Source organism: Streptomyces fuscichromogenes (assembly GCF_014645815.1).
Taxonomy (GTDB): Bacteria; Actinomycetota; Actinomycetes; order Streptomycetales; family Streptomycetaceae; genus Streptomyces; species Streptomyces fuscichromogenes.
Genome location: NZ_BMML01000005.1, coordinates 251,042 through 269,894, shown reverse-complemented (window position 1 = coordinate 269,894; position 18,853 = coordinate 251,042). Strand labels below are relative to the sequence as shown.

At 70.0% G+C, this 18,853-nt stretch carries 11 protein-coding genes and 1 tRNA gene; 3 read left to right on the top strand and 9 right to left on the bottom strand.

Going from position 1 to position 18,853, the window contains the following annotated elements:
- Positions 1-182 precede the first annotated feature (182 nt).
- From IEZ11_RS13080 to IEZ11_RS13070, 3 genes are all read left to right on the top strand, one after another.
- Positions 183-632 carry a DoxX family membrane protein gene (locus IEZ11_RS13080; protein WP_189262859.1) on the top strand — a complete coding sequence of 150 codons (450 nt, stop codon included), beginning with the start codon at positions 183-185 and terminating at the stop codon, positions 630-632.
- 148 nt (positions 633-780) lie between these two features.
- Positions 781-1,281 (top strand): hypothetical protein, encoded by a 501-nt coding sequence (locus IEZ11_RS13075; RefSeq protein WP_189262858.1) that lies wholly within the window; start codon positions 781-783, stop codon positions 1,279-1,281.
- A gap of 345 nt (positions 1,282-1,626) precedes the next feature.
- On the top strand, positions 1,627-5,700 hold the full coding sequence (locus IEZ11_RS13070) for an nSTAND1 domain-containing NTPase (protein ID WP_189263080.1): 4,074 nt from the start codon (positions 1,627-1,629) through the stop codon (positions 5,698-5,700).
- Positions 5,701-5,924: 224 nt separating this feature from the next.
- Here the strand turns inward: IEZ11_RS13070 and IEZ11_RS13065 are convergent.
- The 9 genes from IEZ11_RS13065 to dnaA all read right to left on the bottom strand — a co-directional run bounded on the left by IEZ11_RS13065 (position 5,925) and on the right by dnaA (position 18,817).
- Positions 5,925-6,001 (bottom strand) — tRNA-Ile (locus IEZ11_RS13065).
- A gap of 111 nt (positions 6,002-6,112) precedes the next feature.
- Positions 6,113-6,907: a DUF3566 domain-containing protein gene (locus IEZ11_RS13060; protein ID WP_189262857.1), complete on the bottom strand. Its 795-nt coding sequence runs from the start codon at positions 6,905-6,907 to the stop codon at positions 6,113-6,115.
- Positions 6,908-6,926: 19 nt separating this feature from the next.
- Positions 6,927-9,521, bottom strand: coding sequence for a DNA gyrase subunit A (gene gyrA, locus IEZ11_RS13055; RefSeq protein ID WP_189262856.1), 2,595 nt, complete (start codon positions 9,519-9,521; stop codon positions 6,927-6,929).
- Between the two features lie 42 nt (positions 9,522-9,563).
- Positions 9,564-11,627 carry a DNA topoisomerase (ATP-hydrolyzing) subunit B gene (gyrB, locus tag IEZ11_RS13050; RefSeq protein WP_308426469.1) on the bottom strand — a complete coding sequence of 688 codons (2,064 nt, stop codon included), beginning with the start codon at positions 11,625-11,627 and terminating at the stop codon, positions 9,564-9,566.
- A 386-nt stretch (positions 11,628-12,013) separates the two neighbouring features.
- A complete protein-coding gene (locus IEZ11_RS13045) occupies positions 12,014-12,547 on the bottom strand; it encodes a DciA family protein (RefSeq protein WP_189262854.1) in 534 nt (177 codons plus the stop codon).
- Positions 12,544-13,665 (bottom strand): DNA replication/repair protein RecF, encoded by a 1,122-nt coding sequence (gene recF / locus IEZ11_RS13040; protein ID WP_189262853.1) that lies wholly within the window; start codon positions 13,663-13,665, stop codon positions 12,544-12,546. Before recF ends, IEZ11_RS13045 begins: the two co-directional genes overlap by 4 nt.
- A gap of 60 nt (positions 13,666-13,725) precedes the next feature.
- The gene (gene gnd / locus IEZ11_RS13035; RefSeq protein ID WP_189262852.1) at positions 13,726-14,601 is read right to left on the bottom strand and encodes a phosphogluconate dehydrogenase (NAD(+)-dependent, decarboxylating); all 876 of its coding nucleotides are present in this window, start codon (positions 14,599-14,601) and stop codon (positions 13,726-13,728) included.
- Between the two features lie 214 nt (positions 14,602-14,815).
- Entirely contained in the window at positions 14,816-15,946 is a 1,131-nt protein-coding gene (dnaN, locus tag IEZ11_RS13030; RefSeq protein ID WP_189262851.1) for a DNA polymerase III subunit beta, read from the bottom strand.
- A gap of 954 nt (positions 15,947-16,900) precedes the next feature.
- The gene (dnaA, locus tag IEZ11_RS13025) at positions 16,901-18,817 is read right to left on the bottom strand and encodes a chromosomal replication initiator protein DnaA (protein ID WP_189262850.1); all 1,917 of its coding nucleotides are present in this window, start codon (positions 18,815-18,817) and stop codon (positions 16,901-16,903) included.
- Positions 18,818-18,853: the final 36 nt, after the last annotated feature.

The window sequence follows — 18,853 nt, the reverse complement described above, 5'->3', positions numbered from 1 at the left end:
AGAACCTCCGCGCTCCCTCAGAGCCGCCCGGAGCCGCCCGGCGCTCCCCGGCGCTCCCCGGAGCTCCAGGGATTCCCCTGGGCCGCTCGGAGTTCACTCCCCCCACCCTCTTGCGACGCGTGCCGCCTTCCGCTGAACTGACGGTCCGTCAGGTGTGTTCGGGAATCCGGGGAGGGTGCGGGATGCGATCAGCCTTGCTGAGCGGTGCCGAATGGTTCGCGGTGCTCCGCATCGGACTCGGTCTGTGGTGGCTGGAGAGCTGGCGGCACAAGGACAAGAAGCAGTGGTTCGGCGGCGGGGGCATCCGGTGGGCGGCCGGTGTCGCGGAGAAGCATCGCTGGCCGGTGGTCCGGCGGGGCTTCGACACCGTGGTGGCACCCCGCCCCCGGCTGATGGCCTACGTCGTGGCGTACGCGGAGCTCGCCCTGGGCCTCGGCCTGGTCTCCGGCTTCCTCACCCCGATCGCGCTGGTGGCCGGGTTCCTGCTCAACCTGGTCTACCTGGTCCTCATGATCCACGACTGGGCGGAACAGGGGCAGAACCTGATGATGGCCCTGATCTCGGCGGTCGGCCTGTTCGCGATGAGCTGGCAGAGCTGGTCGGTGGACGCGGCACTGGGCCTGTTCGGCTAGCCGAGGTGCCCTCTGATCGGCGGCGCAGCCGCCGCTCCGGGGGCGCAGGCGCCGCTCTGGGGGCGCGGGGAACTGTGCGACCAGCCCCCACGCACCCGCAGCGACCCACCACCGCAGCACGGCACTCCCACCGAGGAGGCAAAGCCACATGACCGACCTTTCGAAGTCCCCCGACGCTTCCCCCTCCGCGGGCACCCTGAGAAAGCTGCACGCGGCCCGCGCCCACAGCGCCTACGAGCGCGCGGTCGCCGCCTGCCGTCACGCGGGGATCGCCCCCGAAGCAGCGCAGACCGTGCCGACGAGCCCGATGGGCCGGGCCGCGAACGCGCTTCGGCTGTCGGCCCAGTCACTTGCCGCCCTGGCCGACACCGCACCCGACCCGGCGGCGGACGCCCGCTGCGCCCGTAACGCCGCCGCCACCGCGGCGCTGGCCGCCCAGGTGGCCACCCAGATAGTCGCGCAGGCGGCCGACTTCCCGGACGACCGTGCCAGGACAACGGCGGCCCTGCGCGCCGCCCTCGCAGCGTCCCAGGCGGCCGCGAGGGCGGCCGGCGGCACGGCGGCGGGACAGGACACGGCGCTGAACGCGAAGGCCGACGACACGGAAGAACGCGCGGTCGAGGCGGCGCGCACCGCGGGCTGGACGTGAACCCGTGCCGTTCGGCACTGGTCCCTCCCCACGTGGGGACCGGTGCCGAACGGCGCGGGTGGTATCGGACCGCGCACCGAGGCCGGAGGCCTGCCCAGTGCGCGGAAGCAGCTCATGTCGTACGGCCACTCCGGCAAAGGGACGCCGGTCGAAGGTGACCGAGAACGTGCGGTGCCGTGAGCTGTCTCTGCGATTGCTGAGCTGGTCGGCCGGTCGGGGCGACACCCGATCACCGCGTTGCTGCGACGAAATCCTGCCAGTCAAGGAGCCCGTATGAGGAGGGCGGGACGCCCGGTCCAGGGCTTCGTCGCAGGTCAGCCGTATAAAGTGAGTTTTCCGGTCCGGATGTCCGGCAGCGGAGGAAGTAAGGGGTGGAGAGCCTTGGGTCCCGATGCAGGGGCACGCACAGCCTTCGCGGAACGCCTCGCGCTGCTGTACAGGGAGGCCGGTAATCCTCCGCTCAAACGGGTCGCCGAAGCGGTCGACCGCCTGCATCGCGTCGACGAGCGAGGCCGCCCCGTACGGGTCTCCGCCCAGCGGATCAGCGACTGGCGCCGGGCCAAGAACGTACCCGCCCAGTTCGTCGCCCTCTCCGCCGTCCTCCAGGTCCTGATCCCGCAGGCGCGCCGCGCCCAGCCGGTGCCGGTGTCCGGCGGGCTCTACGACATGACCCAGTGGCAGAAGCTGTGGGAGCGGGCCGTGGCCGACCCGGTCGGCGAGCTGCCCGCGCCGGAGGCTGCCGAGGAGACGGAACAGCCACCACCGGTCGACAGCGTCTGCCCCTACCGGGGGCTGGCCTCCTACCGCCTTGAAGACGCCCGCTGGTTCTTCGGCCGGGAACGCAGCACCGATGCGCTCGTCGCCCAGCTCCGTTCCGCGGAGACGGGGGGCGGTCTGGTGATGCTGGTCGGCGCCTCGGGGGCGGGAAAGTCCTCACTGCTGAACGCCGGCCTGGTCACCGCATTGCAGAACGGCGCCCTGGCCGACGAGGAGGGCCACCCGCATCACATCCTCCAACTCGTCCCGGGTGCCGACCCGGTGAAGGAGCTCACCCGTCGAATACCGGAGCTGGCCGACCTGCCCCGACTGACGGACGCCCCGGACGCCGTACGCAAGGCGATCAGGACCTGGACCCGACGCGAAGCCGAGCCTGTGCCGACCGTGGCCAGGACGGCAGTCGGTGTTTCACGTGAAACATGGCAGCCTTCAGACCCCGGTCCGGTCCGCCCTGTCGTGATCGTCGACCAGTTCGAGGAGACCTTCACCCTCTGCACCGACGAGGCGGACCGGCACACCTTCGTCCAGCTCCTGCACGCGGCCAGCACCCCCTCCGCCACCGGCGAACCGGCCCCCGCCCTGGTCGTCCTCGGTATCCGCGCCGACTTCTACGAACAGTGCCTCGGCTACCCCGAGCTGGCCGACGCGCTCCAGCACCGGCACATGGTGCTCGGCCCGCTGACCACCGCAGAGCTGCGTGAGGCCGTGACCTCCCCGGCGAAGGCGGTGGGGCTGGAGCTGGAACCCGGCCTCGCCGAGCTGATCGTCCGGGAGGTGAGCGCGGACGGCCCTCGGGGCGCCCATGACGCCGGTGTCCTCCCGCTCCTCTCCCATGCCCTGCTCGCCACTTGGCAGCGCCGCAAGGGGGGCCGGCTGACCCTGGCCGGATACCGGGCCGCCGGCGGCATCCAGGGCGCGGTCGCCGCGACCGCCGAGCGCGCCTGGTCCAGCCTGGACCCGGCCGCCCGCACCGCCGCGCGGCTGCTGCTGCTCCGCCTGGTACGGCTCGGCGAGGACACCCAGGCGACCCGCAGACGCGGTACCCGGCGCCAGTTGGCCGCGGAGTCCAGCGACCCGAACAAGACGGAGGAGTCCCTCGAAGCCCTGGTCCGGGCCCGCCTGGTGACCCTGGACGCCGACACCGTGGAGATCACCCACGAGGCGCTGCTGCATGCCTGGCCCCGGCTGCGCGAGTGGCTCGACGAGGACCGCAACGGCAATCTGCTGCGCCAGCGCCTGGAAGAGGACGGCCGGGCCTGGGACGAGTCGGGCCACGACTCCGCGCTGCTCTACCGCGGTTCACGGCTCGAACAGGCCCACACCTGGACGAAGTCGGCCGGTGACACCTTCCTGACCCGTAGCGCGGTGGAGTTCCTGGCGGCCTCGGTACGGCTGCGCCGGCGCACGGTGTGGCTCAGCCGGGCCGCCGTGTCGGCGCTGGTCGTGCTCGCGGTACTGGCCGCCGGCTCCGCCGTGATCGCCCGGCAGCAGCGGGACGACGCGGTGTTCGAGCAGGTGGTCGCGGAGGCGGACCGTTTCCAGTACTCGGACCCGTCGCTGTCCGCCCAGCTCGACCTGGTGGCCCACGGTCTGCGTCCGGACGACGAGGGCTCCAACAACCGTCTGATATCGATCGTCAACGCCCCGCTGGCCACCCCGCTGCTCGGTCACACCGGCGCCGTCTACCTCACCACCTTCAGCCCCGACGGCAAGGTCCTGGCCACCGCCTCCTACGACCGCACGGTCCGGCTGTGGGACGTCAGCGACCCGACCCGGCCGAAGGCCCTGGGCAAGCCCCTGCCCGGCCACACGAGCTGGGTCTCCAGCGCGGTCTTCAGCCCGGACGGCAGGACGCTGGCCAGCGCCGGCGACGACGGCACCGTACGCCTGTGGGACGTCTCCGACCCGCGGCACCCCACCTCCCTGGGCTCCCCGCTGACCGGCCACGACGGCACCGTCTACCTGGTCGCCTTCAGCCCGGACGGCCGTACCCTGGCCACCGCCGACGAGGACCGCACCGTCCGGCTGTGGGACGTGCACGACCCGCGCCACCCCGCTTCGCTGGGCACCCTCAACGGCCACTCCGGGGCCGTGCGCTCCATCGCGTTCAGCCCCGACGGCCGCACCCTCGCGGCCGGCAGCGACGACAGCTCGATCCTCCTGTACGACGTCTCCGACCCCCGGCGCCCCGAGCGTATCGGTGCTCAGCTGACCGGCCACACCGGGACCGTGCACTCGGTGGCCTTCAGCCCGGACGGCCGTACCCTCGCGAGCGGCAGCTCGGACGACACCGTACGGCTGTGGGACGTCGCGGACCGGGCACACGCCAAGGCCCTCGGCGGGCCGCTCACCGGCCATACCGGGCCCGTCTGGTCGGTGGCCTTCAGCCCCGACGGTTCCATGCTCGCCGCGGGCAGCGCGGACTCCACGGCCAGCCTGTGGAACGTCGACAACCCGGCCTTCCCCTCCCAGGTGGGCGAGCCGCTCGCGGGCAGCAGCGGCGAGATGTACGCCGTCGGCTGGAGTCCCGACGGACACACCCTCGCCACCGGCAGCGGGGACGGCAAGGTACGGCTGTGGTCGATCCCGGGTTCGGACATGATCGGCGCCGCGGGGGCGTTCAGCCCGGACGGCCGCGTCCTGGCCACCGGGGGCGGCGACAGCAGGATGCGGCTGTGGAACATCACGGACCCGGCCCGGCCCACCGCGCTCGGCACACCGTTCCGGACGGGGTGGCGGGACCTGCGCTCGATGGTGTTCACCCGCGACGGCCGCACGCTGGTCGTCCTGACCGGCGAGAACAACGTCAACTGGGTGCAGTTGTGGAACGTCTCCGACCCCGCGCACCCCGCCCAGTACGGCGCGCCGGTCCGGCTGAACACCCGGTACGCGGGCGCCGAGGCGCTGGCGCTGAGCCCCGACGGACGCACCGTGGCCGCCGACTACGACGACCGCACGGTCCAGCTCCTGGACATCAGCGACCCGGCCCACCCCGAGCGCCTCGGCGAGCCCCTCAGGGGCCACACCGGTTACGTCAACGCGCTCGTCTTCAGCCCGGACGGCAGAACCCTGGCCAGCGGCAGCGCGGACGGCACGGTCCGCCTGTGGAACGTCTCCGACCGGACCCGCGCCAGGGCCCTGGGCGAGCCTCTCAAGGGCCATCTGGGCCCCATCAACACCCTCGCCTACAGTCCCGACGGACATACCCTGGCCAGCGGCAGCGACGACGACACGGTCCGGCTGTGGAACGTCTCCGATCCCGCGCACGCGACCCTGCTCGGCGGGGTCCTCACCGGTCACACCGAGGCCGTCGTCTCCCTGACCTTCAGCCGGAACGGCGGAACCCTGGCCAGCGGCGGCAACGACAACACGGTCCGCCTCTGGAACGTGTCGTCCCCGGCCTCGGCCCACCCCATCGGCCAGTCCATGAGCCCCAACGCCAAGACGGGCAACTTCCTCTCCTTCAGCCCGCGGAGCAACATGCTGGGCGTCTCCAGCGGCGCCGACACGGTCCGGCTCTGGAGCCTGGACGTCGACCGCGCGGTCACCCGCATCTGCTCGGTCACCCGCAACGTCCTGACGCCCGCCAGGTGGCGCGAGTACCTCCCCCGCCTCACCTACGACCCGCCCTGCGACACCTGATCCACCCCCACCGATGACCGCATCTGAGTGATCCCGATCACAACTGCTCACGACGGCTGAGAAGTTGACTCCCACCGCACAGGCCACCTTGTTAGGCTGGCCGCAGCCCGGTCGCTGGTGCATCCCCCGTCGCCAGCGATCGGGCCTTTTCATGCCCTCGAACGGGAACCACACCCCATGAACGCCGAAGACCCCCGATCCATCCGGACCGGGGGTCTTCATGCTGGTGGGGCTAACAGGATTTGAACCTGTGGCCTCATCCTTATCAGGGATGCGCTCTAACCAACTGAGCTATAGCCCCGCCGCGCTCTGCGGTGTGTGTCCCGCGCGCTGACTCCTGAAGATTAGCGCACGACCGGGGCAGTCCCAAAATCGGTTGTCGGGGGAGCGTCAGGAGAGGTTTGAACTCCGGTTACTCGTCCTCGGCCAAGGTCAGCTCGATGCCGCCGACGAAGCCCGCGGAGAGGTTGTAGATGAACGCGCCGAGGGTTGCCAGCGCCGTCGCGAGGACGACGTCGATGACCGCGATGACCGCAGTGAACGTCAGGACGTGCGGCAGGGAGAGGAACGACTGGAGATCGAAGCCGTTCGACTCGTTGGAACCGGTCGCCTCCGAGATGGTGCCGCCGACCGTCGAGAACACGCCCATCGCGTCCAGGACCATCCACAGCACCGCCGCCGCCACGACCGAGCAGATGCCCAGCGCGATGGAGAGCAGGAAGCTGACCTTCATCACCGACCAGGGGTCGGCCTTGGCGACCCGCAGCCGGGCCTTACGGGTGCGCGGGGCGGTGCGCGCGGGGGCACCGCCGCGCGGCCGTCGTACGGCTCCCGAGGGCGCCTGGGCGGCCGGTGCGGCCGGTGCCGCCGGGTAGGCCTGCGGCGGGTGGTAGGGCTCGGTGGGCTGCTCGGCCCGCCGTTCCCCGGGCAGCGGGGAAGCCCCCTGCTGCGGCGGCTGCGCGGGCGCCGGCCGGTCGCCCGCCCCGGCCGGTCGTCGGGTGTCGGTCACAGATCCCCCCTGCGATCCCTGTGCGTCCGGCACAGGCGCCTTCACGGGCGCCTTGATCGCCTTCAGCTGGGTCGTGTGCGTGTCCGCCTGCTGCGGCGCCGCACCGCCCCCGTCGGACGCGGCGGAGCCACGGCCGCCGCCGTCCGCCTCCGTACCCGTCGAGGTACCGGCCGATCCGGCGCCCGTGGCTCCGCTCACGATGACTCTCTCCTCGTGCCTACTCGGCCGAGGGCGCCTCACCCTCGTCCGTGCCGCTGGTCGCGACACCCTCGGCGGTCTCGTCCACGGCGTCCTCGCCGTCGACTTCCTCCGCCTCGCTGCCGGCCTCGGCGTTACGTGCGATACCGACGACGGCATCGCGCTTGCCCAGGTTGATCAGTTGGACGCCCATGGTGTCACGGCCCGTCTCCCTGACCCCGCTGACTCGCGTACGAATCACACCGCCGGACAGGGTGATGGCGAGGATCTCGTCGTTCTCCTCGACGATCAGCGCGCCGACCAGCGAACCGCGGTCCTCCACGATCTTGGCGGCCTTGATACCGAGGCCGCCGCGCCCCTGGACGCGGTACTCGTCGACACGGGTCCGCTTCGCGTACCCCCCGTCGGTGGCAGTGAACACGAACGTACCGGGTCGAACAACATTCATCGACAGAAGTTCATCGTCCGCACGGAAACTCATGCCCTTGACACCGGAGGTGGCCCGGCCCATGGGACGCAGGGTGTCGTCGGAGGCGGTGAACCGGATCGACTGTGCCTTCTTGCTGATCAGAAGCAGATCGTCGTCCGCCGAAACCAGCTCGGCACCGATCAGTTCGTCATCGGAACCGTCCTCCCGCTCCCGCAGGTTGATCGCGATGACACCGCCGGAACGGGGCGAATCGTAATCCTTCAGAGGCGTCTTCTTGACCAGACCGGCCTTGGTGGCCAGCACCAGGTAGTCCGCCGCGTCGTAGTCCCGGATCGCGAGGATCTCGGCGATCGCCTCGTCCGGCTGGAAGGCCAGCAGGTTCGCCACGTGCTGTCCGCGCGCGTCCCGGCCGGCGTCCGGCAGCTCGTACGCCTTCGCCCGGTACACCCGGCCCTTGTTGGTGAAGAACAGCAGCCAGTGGTGCGTGGTGGAGACGAAGAAGTGGTCGACGATGTCGTCTTCCTTGAGCTTCGTACCGCGCACGCCCTTGCCGCCGCGCTTCTGCGCCCGGTAGTCGACGGTCTTGGTCCGCTTGACGTAGCCGCCGCGCGAGACCGTGACGACGATGTCCTCCTCGGCGATCAGGTCCTCGATGGACATGTCACCGTCGTAGGGCACCAGCATGGTCTTGCGGTCGTCGCCGAACTTCTCCACGATCGCGGCGAGCTCGGCGCTGACGATGCCGCGCTGCCGGACCGGCGAGGCGAGGATCTCGTTGTACTCGGTGATCTTCGCCTGGAGTTCGTCGTGCTCCTGGATGATCTTCTGACGCTCCAGGGCGGCCAGCCGCCGCAGCTGCATCTCCAGGATGGCGTTGGCCTGGATCTCGTCGATCTCCAGGAGGTCCATCAGGCCCGTGCGCGCGATCTCGACCGTGTCGCTGGCCCGGATCAGCGCGATGACCTCGTCGATCGCGTCCAGCGCCTTGAGCAGACCGCGCAGGATGTGCGCCCGCTCCTCGGCCTTGCGCAGCCGGAACTTCGTCCGCCGGACGATGACCTCGATCTGGTGCGTCACCCAGTGCCGGATGAACGCGTCCAGGGACAGCGTGCGCGGCACCCCGTCGACCAGCGCCAGCATGTTGGCGCCGAAGTTGGACTGGAGGTCGGTGTGCTTGTACAGGTTGTTCAGGACGACCTTGGCGACCGCGTCCCGCTTCAGCACGATGACCAGCCGCTGGCCGGTGCGCGAGGAGGTCTCGTCGCGGACGTCGGCGATACCGCCGACCTTGCCGTCCTTCACCAGGTCGGCGATCTTCTGCGCGAGGTTGTCGGGGTTGGTCTGGTACGGCAGCTCCGTGACCACCAGGCACTGGCGGTTCTGGATCTCCTCGACCTCGACGACCGCCCGCATGGTGATCGAGCCGCGGCCCGTGCGGTACGCCTCCTCGATGCCCTTGCGGCCGACGACCAGCGCGCCGGTCGGGAAGTCGGGGCCCTTGATGCGCTCGATCAGCGCGTCCAGGAGCTCCTCGTGCGAGGCCTCCGGGTTCTCCAGGTACCACTGGGCACCGGAGGCGACCTCGCGCAGGTTGTGCGGCGGGATGTTGGTCGCCATGCCGACCGCGATACCGGCGGAGCCGTTGATCAGCAGGTTCGGGAAGCGGGCCGGCAGGACGGTCGGCTCCTGGGAGCGGCCGTCGTAGTTGTCCGTGAAGTCGACGGTCTCCTCGTCGATGTCGCGGACCATCTCCATCGACAGCGGCGCGAGCTTGCACTCGGTGTACCGCATGGCGGCCGCCGGGTCGTTGCCCGGGGAGCCGAAGTTGCCGTTGGAGTCCACCAGCGGCATCCGCATCGACCACGGCTGGGCGAGGCGCACCAGGGCGTCGTAGATGGAGGAGTCGCCGTGCGGGTGGTAGTTGCCCATGACGTCGCCGACGACACGGGCGCACTTGTAGAAGCCGCGCTCGGGGCGGTAGCCGCCGTCGTACATCGCGTACAGGACGCGGCGGTGCACGGGCTTGAGGCCGTCGCGGACGTCGGGCAGCGCACGGGACACGATGACGGACATCGCGTAGTCCAGGTACGAGCGCTGCATCTCCGTCTCGAGCCCGACGGGCTCGACGCGCATCGCGAGTTCGCCGCCCTCTTCAGGGGTGGCGGGAGTGTTCTCGTCGGTCATGGCTGGTCAAGATCCTTCCTGGTGCGGTCAGCTGAGACCGACTCAGATGTCGAGGAAGCGGACGTCCTTGGCGTTGCGCTGGATGAACGCGCGACGGGCCTCGACGTCCTCGCCCATCAGGACCGAGAACAGGTCGTCGGCCTGGGCGGCGTCGTCGAGGGTGACCTGGCCGAGGACCCGGTGCTCCTGGTCCATGGTGGTCACACGCAGCTCCTCGGCGTTCATCTCGCCAAGACCCTTGAAGCGCTGGATCGAGTCCTCGCGGACCCGCTTGCCGCGCTGGCGGCCCATCTCGATGAGCGCGTCGCGCTCACGGTCCGAGTACGCGTACTCGACGTCGTCCCGACCCCACTTGATCTTGTAGAGCGGCGGACGGGAGAGGTACACGTGCCCGGCCTCGACCAGCGGCCGCATGAAGCGGAACAGGAAGGTCAGCAGCAGGGTGGAGATGTGCTGGCCGTCGACGTCGGCGTCCGCCATCAGGATGATCTTGTGATAGCGGAGCTTCTCGATGTCGAAGTCCTCGTGCACACCGGTACCGAAGGCGGAGATCAGCGCCTGGATCTCCTGGTTCTGCAGGATCTTGTCGATCCGCGCCTTCTCCACGTTGAGGATCTTGCCGCGGATCGGGAGGATCGCCTGGTACTGCGGGTTGCGGCCGGACTTGGCCGAGCCGCCGGCGGAGTCGCCCTCGACGATGAAGATCTCGCACTTGGTGGGATCGTTCGACTGGCAGTCGGAGAGCTTGCCCGGCAGGGACGCCGACTCCAGCAGACCCTTGCGGCGGGTCAGGTCACGCGCCTTGCGGGCCGCCACGCGCGCGGTGGCCGCCTGGATGCCCTTGCGGATGATGTCCGCGGCCTCGACCGGGTTGCGGTCCAGCCAGTCGTTCAGGTGCTCGTAGACCGCCTTCTGGACGAAGGTCTTGGCCTCCGTGTTGCCCAGCTTGGTCTTCGTCTGGCCCTCGAACTGCGGCTCGCTCAGCTTGACCGAGATGATCGCGGTCAGACCCTCGCGGATGTCGTCACCGGTGAGGTTGTCGTCCTTCTCGCGGAGCAGCTTCTTGTCGCGCGCGTACTTGTTGATCAGCGAGGTGAGCGCCGCGCGGAAGCCCTCCTCGTGGGTGCCGCCCTCATGCGTGTGGATGATGTTGGCGAACGAGTACACACCCTCGCTGTAGCCGCTGTTCCACTGCATGGCGACCTCGAGGGACAGGCTCTTGTCCTTGTCCTCGGCCTCCAGGTCGATCACCGTCGGGTGCACCACGTCGCCCTTGCGGGAGTTGAGGTACTTCACGAAGTCGACGATGCCGCCCTCGTAGTGGTACGTGACGGTCTTGACCTCGGCCTTCTCGTCGGCACCGGCCTCGTCCGCGCCGGCCACCGCCTTCGCCGACTCACGCTCGTCGGTGAGCTTGATCGTCAGGCCCTTGTTGAGGAACGCCATCTCCTGGAAGCGCCGCGACAGCGTCTCGAAGGAGTACTCGGTGGTCTCGAAGATGTCCGGGTCGGCCCAGAACGTGACCGAGGTACCGGTCTCGTCGGTCTCCTCGTGCTTGGCCAGCGGAGCCGTCGGAACGCCCAGCTTGTAGTCCTGCGTCCAGCGGTGGCCGTCGGTCCTGATCTCGACCGAGACCCGGGAGGAAAGGGCGTTCACGACGGAGACGCCGACGCCGTGCAGACCACCGGAGACCGCGTAACCGCCGCCGCCGAACTTGCCGCCCGCGTGCAGCACGGTCAGCACGACCTCGACGGCCGGCTTGCCCTCGGACGCCACGATGCCGACCGGGATGCCACGGCCGTTGTCGACGACGCGCACCCCGCCGTCGGCCAGGATCGTCACGTCGATGGTGTCCGCGTGGCCCGCCAGAGCCTCGTCGACGGAGTTGTCCACGACCTCGTACACAAGGTGGTGCAGACCGCGCTCACCGGTCGAGCCGATGTACATACCGGGTCGCTTGCGGACCGCGTCCAGCCCTTCGAGGACGGTGATGGCGCTGGCGTCGTAAGAGGCGGTGACCTCACCGTTCGCGCCGGCGTCGGTGGACGGGATGTTCTCGTTGGGGTTGCCGGAATCGGCCACGAAGCGCCCTTTCTGGCACAGCACGAGCCAGGCTCGTCGGCGGGTTGCCGGAGCGGCTGCGGCATGTTGCGTTGGTAAGCCTTGATCAGCGTTGCTCAGCTTTTCCCGGGCGGTCCCCACGGTCGGGGCGGGATTGTCTTCCAGTCTACCGGTAGCGCCGACAGTGATGGGGGTTTGCCGGTACCTGAGTCCGCATGTGCCGCCCTGAACCTGCCTCTGCCGACTCCCGATATGTAGATGGGGGCTCCAAGAGGCTCACGGAGGCACTCAGCGCTTCCAGCTGTCAACCCTTGGCTACTCAGGGGTCAGGTCGCGATTCGCAACCGCGTGCGGGCACACGAAGACCGGCCGAGGGCCCCGTACGACGGCTCCGCACCCGGCTCATGGCATGCCTCACGGCGTGACGTAAGTCACCCGTAGGTATCGCCGGGCCCGGTGCTCCCGGGAGCCCGCAACGGGCCGTAGCGCCGGGCCGGACCCCCCGGGTTGAGCACCTTGATCAGGCGAACGGTGCCATGCCCCAGATCCTCGTTCAGACGTGCGACCAGCGCGGGGGCGAGGTGACGCAGCTGCGTCGCCCAGGCCGTCGAGTCGCACTGCACGACCAGCACCCGCTCGTCCTCGTCGTACCGCTGCGGCACACAGTGCTTGGCGAGATCCTCGCCGACGATCTCCGGCCAGCGGCCCATCACCCCGCCCACCGCGGCCGGCGTCTCCCAGCCGCGCTCGGTGATCAGCCGGTTGATCGCGGAACCCAGCGCCATGGGGTCACGGCCGTCGGCACGCGCGCCGGAGCGCAGGCCGCCGCGCCGCGCCTGCTTCTTCTGCTGCGCCGCGTCCCCACGCGCGCGTGCCGCCTCCTTCGCCGCACGCAACGCCACGCGCGCGAGGTCGACCCCGGAGGGTTCGCCCTTGGCCGCGGGTCCGGGTCCGTCGCCGCTCATGCCCGCTCCACCGTCCCGTCGGCCACCGTGTAGCGCGTACCCGTGAGGATGTGCGGTACGTCGTCGTCCACGGCGGCGGTGACCAGCACCTGCTCCCCGGGCGCGACCAGCTCCGCCAGCCGCTCCCGGCGCCGGGAGTCCAGCTCGGCGAACACGTCGTCGAGCACCAGCACCGGCTCGTTCCCCTCGGCCCGCAGCAGGTCGTACGACGCGAGCCGCAGCGCCAGCGCGTACGACCAGGACTCGCCGTGCGAGGCGTACCCCTTGGCGGGCAGCTGCCCGAGCTTGAGCACCAGGTCGTCCCGGTGCGGACCGACCAGGGTCACGCCCCGCTCGATCTCCTGCTTGCGGGCGTCCGCCAGGGCCGCCGTCAGCTGGGCGTACAGGTCCTCGCGGGTGTGGGCCTCGCCTGGTGCGGACGGCTTGTACTCCAGGGCGAGCGGTCCGCCGCCCGGCGCCAGCTGCTCGTACGCCTTGTCCGCGAGGGGCTGGATCGCGGCGACCAGGTCGAGCCGCTGGGCGAGCAGCTCGGCACCGACCCGTGCGAGGTGCTGGTCCCACACGTCGAGCGTGGACAGGTCCATGGAGCGGCCGCCGTGCCGCCGGGCGAGGGCCGCGGTCTTCAGCAGGGTGTTCCGCTGCTTCAGCACCCGCTCGTAGTCGGACCGCACGCCGGCCATCCGGGGCGAGCGCGCGGTGATCAGCTCGTCCAGGAAACGCCGCCGCTCACCGGGATCGCCCTTCACCAGCGCGAGATCCTCGGGCGCGAACAGCACGGTCCTTACGATCCCCAGCACGTCACGCGGTCTGACCTGCGAGGACCTGTTGATGCGGGCGCGGTTGGCCTTGCCGGGGTTGAGCTCCAGCTCGACCAGTTGCTGCCGGTCGCCCTGCCGGACCTGGGCCCGGACGATCGCCCGGTCGGCGCCCATGCGGACCAGCGGAGCGTCGGAGGCGACCCGGTGGCTGCCGAGGGTGGCCAGATAGCCGACGGCCTCGACGAGGTTGGTCTTGCCCTGGCCGTTGGGGCCGACGAAGGCGGTGACGCCCGGATCGAGCGGGACCTCGACCCGGGCGTAGGAGCGGAAGTCGGCCAGCGACAGATGCGTGACGTGCATGGGTGTTTCGCCGACCTCCCCGTGACCTGCTGTTTCGTCGCTCTTTTTGCTCTTGCCCGGCTACTTCGCCTCGACGGCGTGGCCGCCGAACTGGTTGCGCAGCGCGGCGATCATCTTCATCTGCGGCGAGTCCTCCTGGCGGGAGGTGAACCGCGCGAACAGCGAGGCGGTGATCGCGGGCAGCGGCACCGCGTTGTCTATGGCCGCCTCCACAGTCCACCGGCCCTCGCCGGAGTCCTGTGCATAACCCTTCAGCCGGTCCAGGTGCTCGTCCTCGTGGAGGGCGTTCACCGCGAGGTCGAGCAGCCAGGAGCGGATGACCGTCCCTTCCTGCCAGGAGCGGAAGACCTCGCGCACGTCCGTGACGGAGTCGACCTTCTCCAGGAGCTCCCAGCCCTCAGCGTAGGCCTGCATCATCGCGTACTCGATGCCGTTGTGGACCATCTTCGCGAAGTGGCCCGCGCCGACCTTGCCGGCGTGCACCGAACCGAAGTCGCCCTCGGGCCTGAGTGCGTCGAAGACCGGCCGGACCCGCTCGACGTGCTCGGCGTCGCCGCCGTACATCAGCGCGTAGCCGTTCGCCAGGCCCCAGACGCCGCCGGAGACCCCGCAGTCGACGAAGCCGATCCCCTTGGCGGCCAGCTCCTCGGCGTGCCTCTCGTCGTCCGTCCAGCGCGAGTTACCGCCGTCGACGACCACGTCACCGGGCTCCAGGAGCTCGGCCAGCTCGTCGATGGTGGCCTGCGTCGGCGCCCCGGCCGGGACCATCACCCACACCACGCGCGGCCCGCTGAGCTTGCCCACAAGCTCTTCCAGGCTGTGGACATCGGCGAGGTCCGGGTTGCGGTCGTATCCGACGACGGTGTGGCCGGCGCGGCGGATCCGCTCGCGCATGTTGCCGCCCATCTTGCCGAGGCCGACGAGACCGAGCTCCATCAGTTGGTTCCTTAGGTTGCGGTGTGGCAGGAGAGGCACGTTCGTACCCGTGTCCGAGCCTAATCGCGACCCTTTGTGCACAGTTGTGGGCATAGCCGCTCACCTGGGGAAACCCACCCGGCCACCGTGCCGACCACAAGGCCGGTCACCATGCCGGGCACCCACAGGAGGTACCCGGCACCGTGCACAGCTGTGGACAGCTGTGAACAGACGGTCAGCCGCTGAGCCGCACCGGCATGATCAGGTACTTGTACGCCTCGTCCGCCTCGGCGTCCACGGCCGGCTTGCCGCTCAGCAGCGCCGGCTTCGTGGACGTCGTGAACGACAGCTGCGCGACCGGCGAGTCGATGGCGCTGAGGCCGTCGAGCAGGAAGGTCGGGTTGAAGGCGATCGAGATGTCGTCGCCCTCCAGCTGCGCGTCGACCCTTTCCACAGCCTGTGCGTCGTCGCTGGAACCGGCCTCCAGGATCAGCACGCCCTGCTCGAAGCTGAGCCGCACCGGGGTGTTCCGCTCGGCGACCAGGGCGACGCGCTTGACGGCCTCCACGAAGGGGGCGGTCTCGATCACGGCGACGGAGTTGAACTCGGTCGGGAACAGCGTGCGGTACTTGGGCAGGTCGCCTTCGAGCAGCCGCGTGGTGGTACGCCGACCGGCGCCCTCGAAACCGATGAGCCCCTCGCCCGCGCCGGAGCCGGACAGGGCCAGGATGACGCTGTCGCCGCTCGTGAGGGCCTTGGCGGTGTCCAGGAGCGTCTTGGCGGGCACCAGGGCGACCGCGGAGGCCTCCGGGTTCTCCGGCTTCCACAGGAACTCGCGGACCGCGAAGCGGTAGCGGTCGGTGGAGGCCAGGGTGACCGTGTCGCCCTCGATCTCGATCCGCACACCGGTGAGCACCGGCAGCGTGTCGTCCCGCCCGGCGGCGATGGCCACCTGGGACACGGCGGAGGCGAAGACCTCGCCGGGGACCGTGCCGGTCGCGTTCGGCATCTGCGGCAGGGACGGGTACTCCTCCACCGGCAGGGTGTGCAGCGTGAACCGGGACGATCCACAGACCACCGTCGCCCGTACACCGTCTGTGGAAATCTCCACCGGCCGGTTGGGGAGCGCACGGCAGATGTCGGCGAGCAGCCGGCCGGAGACGAGGACCGTGCCCTCCTCCTCGACCTCGGTCTCGACGCTGACCCGCGCGGAGACCTCGTAGTCGAAGCTGGACAGGCTCAGCTGCCCGTCCTCCGCCTTCAGCAGCAGGCCGGCGAGGACCGGCGCCGGCGGACGGGCCGGGAGGCTGCGTGCCGCCCAGGCCACTGCCTCCGCGAGTACGTCGCGTTCCACCCGGATCTTCACCGTAAGCCCGCCTCCTGCTGTTGCCGGGGCTTCTCGCCCTGCTGCGTCTTCGTCGTCTGTCCCGGTGTCGTCGGCCCCGAGGAGGGGAAGAACACCGGGGACCAGTCTGACGCACCGCACTGACAGCTGGTGCCCCTCGGGGTCAAGTCGTGACGAGGCGCGGTCAGAGGCCGAAGAGCGAGTTGTGCACAGGGCCCTCTTCGAAACGGATTCCGAGCTCTCTCTAGTTGTCAGTAGTAGTAGGGGCTGTGGATACCGTGGATAACCTCGTTTGCCCAGCTCAGGGGCGAGATTTTGTCCACTGCCCCTGTGGGTGGAGCCGGTGGACAACTAGGTGTCGCTGTGGAGAACAGAAAGTTCTGCACACGCCGTGCACAGCCCGAGGGGAGTTCTCCCCAACACCGTCCCCAGCTTTACCCACCTTTCCCACAGCCCAACCCGGCACCTTGATGTGACGCCTTTCACTCGACTCGGTGAGCAGGCGCGTCGCGTTGCCGAACAGTGGACAACGGTGTGGAGAAGCCGGGGATCGCTGGGGACAACTGCCCCTCAGCCTGTGGGCTACCGGTGGACAACTTCGTACACAGCCTGTGGATCATTTTTTGGTCCACAGGCTGTGGAGATCCGTTGTCCACGATTCCACAGCCACCTGAGCTGCCCTGATGCTCTTTCAACCCCCAGCCTGTGGACGACGTTCGGGACAACTTCACAGTCCCCAGGGTGTGGACGCAAGAAAGTCGGCAAATCTGTGGAGGACGCCCGTAACCAGGCAGGTAATCGAACAGCGGACCTCGCTGCAGCGCCCCTCCAAGGGCGCGGGGAACTGCGCGACCAGCCCCCACCGGCCCGCGGCGACCCACTGCCGAAGCACCCCAGGACGCCAAAAGGGCGCCCCGGGATCTCTCCCGAGGGCGCCCTGAACGGCGTAGAACCGGTCGGCCGGACCGCCGACCGCTACCCGTTCTTGATCCGGTTCGTCAGCTCCGTCACCTGGTTGTAGATCGACCGCCGCTCCGCCATCAGGGCCCGGATCTTCCGGTCGGCGTGCATGACGGTCGTGTGGTCCCGGTTCCCGAACTGCGCCCCGATCTTCGGCAGCGACAGGTCCGTCAGCTCCCGGCACAGGTACATCGCGATCTGCCGCGCCGTGACCAGCTGCCGGCCGCGCGAGCTGCCGCACAGGTCCTCGACCGTGAGCCCGAAGTAGTCCGCGGTCGCCGCCATGATCGCCGTGGCGCTGATCTCCGGTGTGGAGTCCTGCCCCCCGGGGATCAGGTCCTTGAGCACGATCTCGGTGAGGCCCAGGTCGACCGGCTGCCGGTTGAGCGACGCGAACGCCGTCACCCGGATCAGCGCGCCCTCCAGCTCACGGATGTTGCGCGAGATGCGGGAGGCGATGAACTCCAGGACCTCCGGCGGCGCGTTCAGCTGCTCCTGCACCGCCTTCTTGCGGAGGATCGCGATCCGCGTCTCCAGTTCCGGGGGCTGGACGTCGGTGATCAGACCCCACTCGAACCGGTTCCGCAGCCGGTCCTCCAGCGTGACCAGCTGCTTGGGCGGCCGGTCGCTGGAGAGCACGATCTGCTTGTTCGCGTTGTGGAGCGTGTTGAAGGTGTGGAAGAACTCCTCCTGCGTCGACTCCTTGTCCGCGAGGAACTGGATGTCGTCGACGAGCAGGATGTCCATCTCGCGGTAGCGCTTGCGGAAGCTGTCGCCCTTGCCGTCGCGGATCGAGTTGATGAACTCGTTGGTGAACTCCTCCGAGCTCACGTACCGCACGCGGGTGCCCGGGTAGAGGCTCCGCGCGTAGTGCCCGATCGCGTGCAGCAGGTGCGTCTTGCCGAGCCCCGACTCCCCGTAGATGAAGAGGGGGTTGTACGCCTTCGCGGGCGCCTCGGCGACGGCGACCGCGGCCGCGTGCGCGAAGCGGTTGGACGCGCCGATGACGAACGTGTCGAAGAGGTACTTCGGGTTCAGCCGGGCGGTCGGCTCGCCGGGGCCGCCGGCCGGGGTGGGCTTCCCGCCGTGCGGCCCGGATCCACCGGCGCTCTGCAGGTCCGGCCGTCCGGGACCGCCCCGGTGCCCCTGGCCCGGCCCGCCCGGGGGCTCGGGCAGTTCCCGGCGCCCGGAGTCCCGGTCGTAGTCGGACCGGTCGTACTCGGGCCGCTCGTAGTCCGAACGGTCGTAGTCCGGGCGCTGCGGTTCGTACCCCGGGCGCTGCTGCTCGTACGGCGGCCGGGCCGGCGGCTGCTGCGGGCGGTACTCCTGGGCGTACGAGTCCTGGCCGCCGTAGCCGTCCGAGCGGTACGGGGCCTGGGACGGCGAGGCGTAGGGGTCGCGCTCGGGGAAGCCGAGCCGTGGCTGCTGCCAGCCGTACTCGTCCTGCCCGGGGCGCGGCCAGGCGCCGGGCTCGGGGCGCTGGTACTCGGAGGGGTAGGCGGGGCGGGCGGTGGGGAGCTGGTCATGGCCGCCCTGGTCCGGCAGCTGGTCGGCGCGGTGCCGGCCGTACCCTCCGTCGTACTGCGACGACGGGAGCTCGGGCTCCTCGTAACGCGGCGTCTGCACGGGCGGTGCCGGCGGGGCCGGGGGCTCGCCCGCGGACTCGTCCACGGTGATCGCGATCCGGATCGGCCGCCCGCACTCGCGGCTCAGGGTCTCGCTGACGATCGGTGCGAGACGGCCCTCCAGCACGTTCTTCGCGAATTCGTTCGGTACGGCGAGCAGCGCGGTGTCCGCGACCAGCGCGAGCGGCTGGCAGCGGCGGATCCAGTGCTCGTCCTTCGCCTCCACACCCTGACCGCGGCCCTCACCGAGGAGCTGCTCCAGTACTCGTGGCCACACTGCGGCAAGATCGGCAGGTACGTCAGCCACAGGGCACGCTCTCTCACAGGTCCCACGAACGTGTGG

Bases quoted from the DNA above. Each gene is read 5' to 3' on its own strand.
- recF (WP_189262853.1), bottom strand. From the start codon at position 13,665: ATGCACGTCACGCATCTGTCGCTGGCCGACTTCCGCTCCTACGCCCGG.
- IEZ11_RS13075 (WP_189262858.1), top strand. From the start codon at position 781: ATGACCGACCTTTCGAAGTCCCCCGACGCTTCCCCCTCCGCGGGCACC.
- gnd (WP_189262852.1), bottom strand. From the start codon at position 14,601: ATGGAGCTCGGTCTCGTCGGCCTCGGCAAGATGGGCGGCAACATGCGC.
- IEZ11_RS13070 (WP_189263080.1), top strand. From the start codon at position 1,627: ATGTCCGGCAGCGGAGGAAGTAAGGGGTGGAGAGCCTTGGGTCCCGAT.
- IEZ11_RS13045 (WP_189262854.1), bottom strand. From the start codon at position 12,547: ATGAGCGGCGACGGACCCGGACCCGCGGCCAAGGGCGAACCCTCCGGG.
- IEZ11_RS13080 (WP_189262859.1), top strand. From the start codon at position 183: ATGCGATCAGCCTTGCTGAGCGGTGCCGAATGGTTCGCGGTGCTCCGC.
- gyrA (WP_189262856.1), bottom strand. From the start codon at position 9,521: ATGACCGACGAGAACACTCCCGCCACCCCTGAAGAGGGCGGCGAACTC.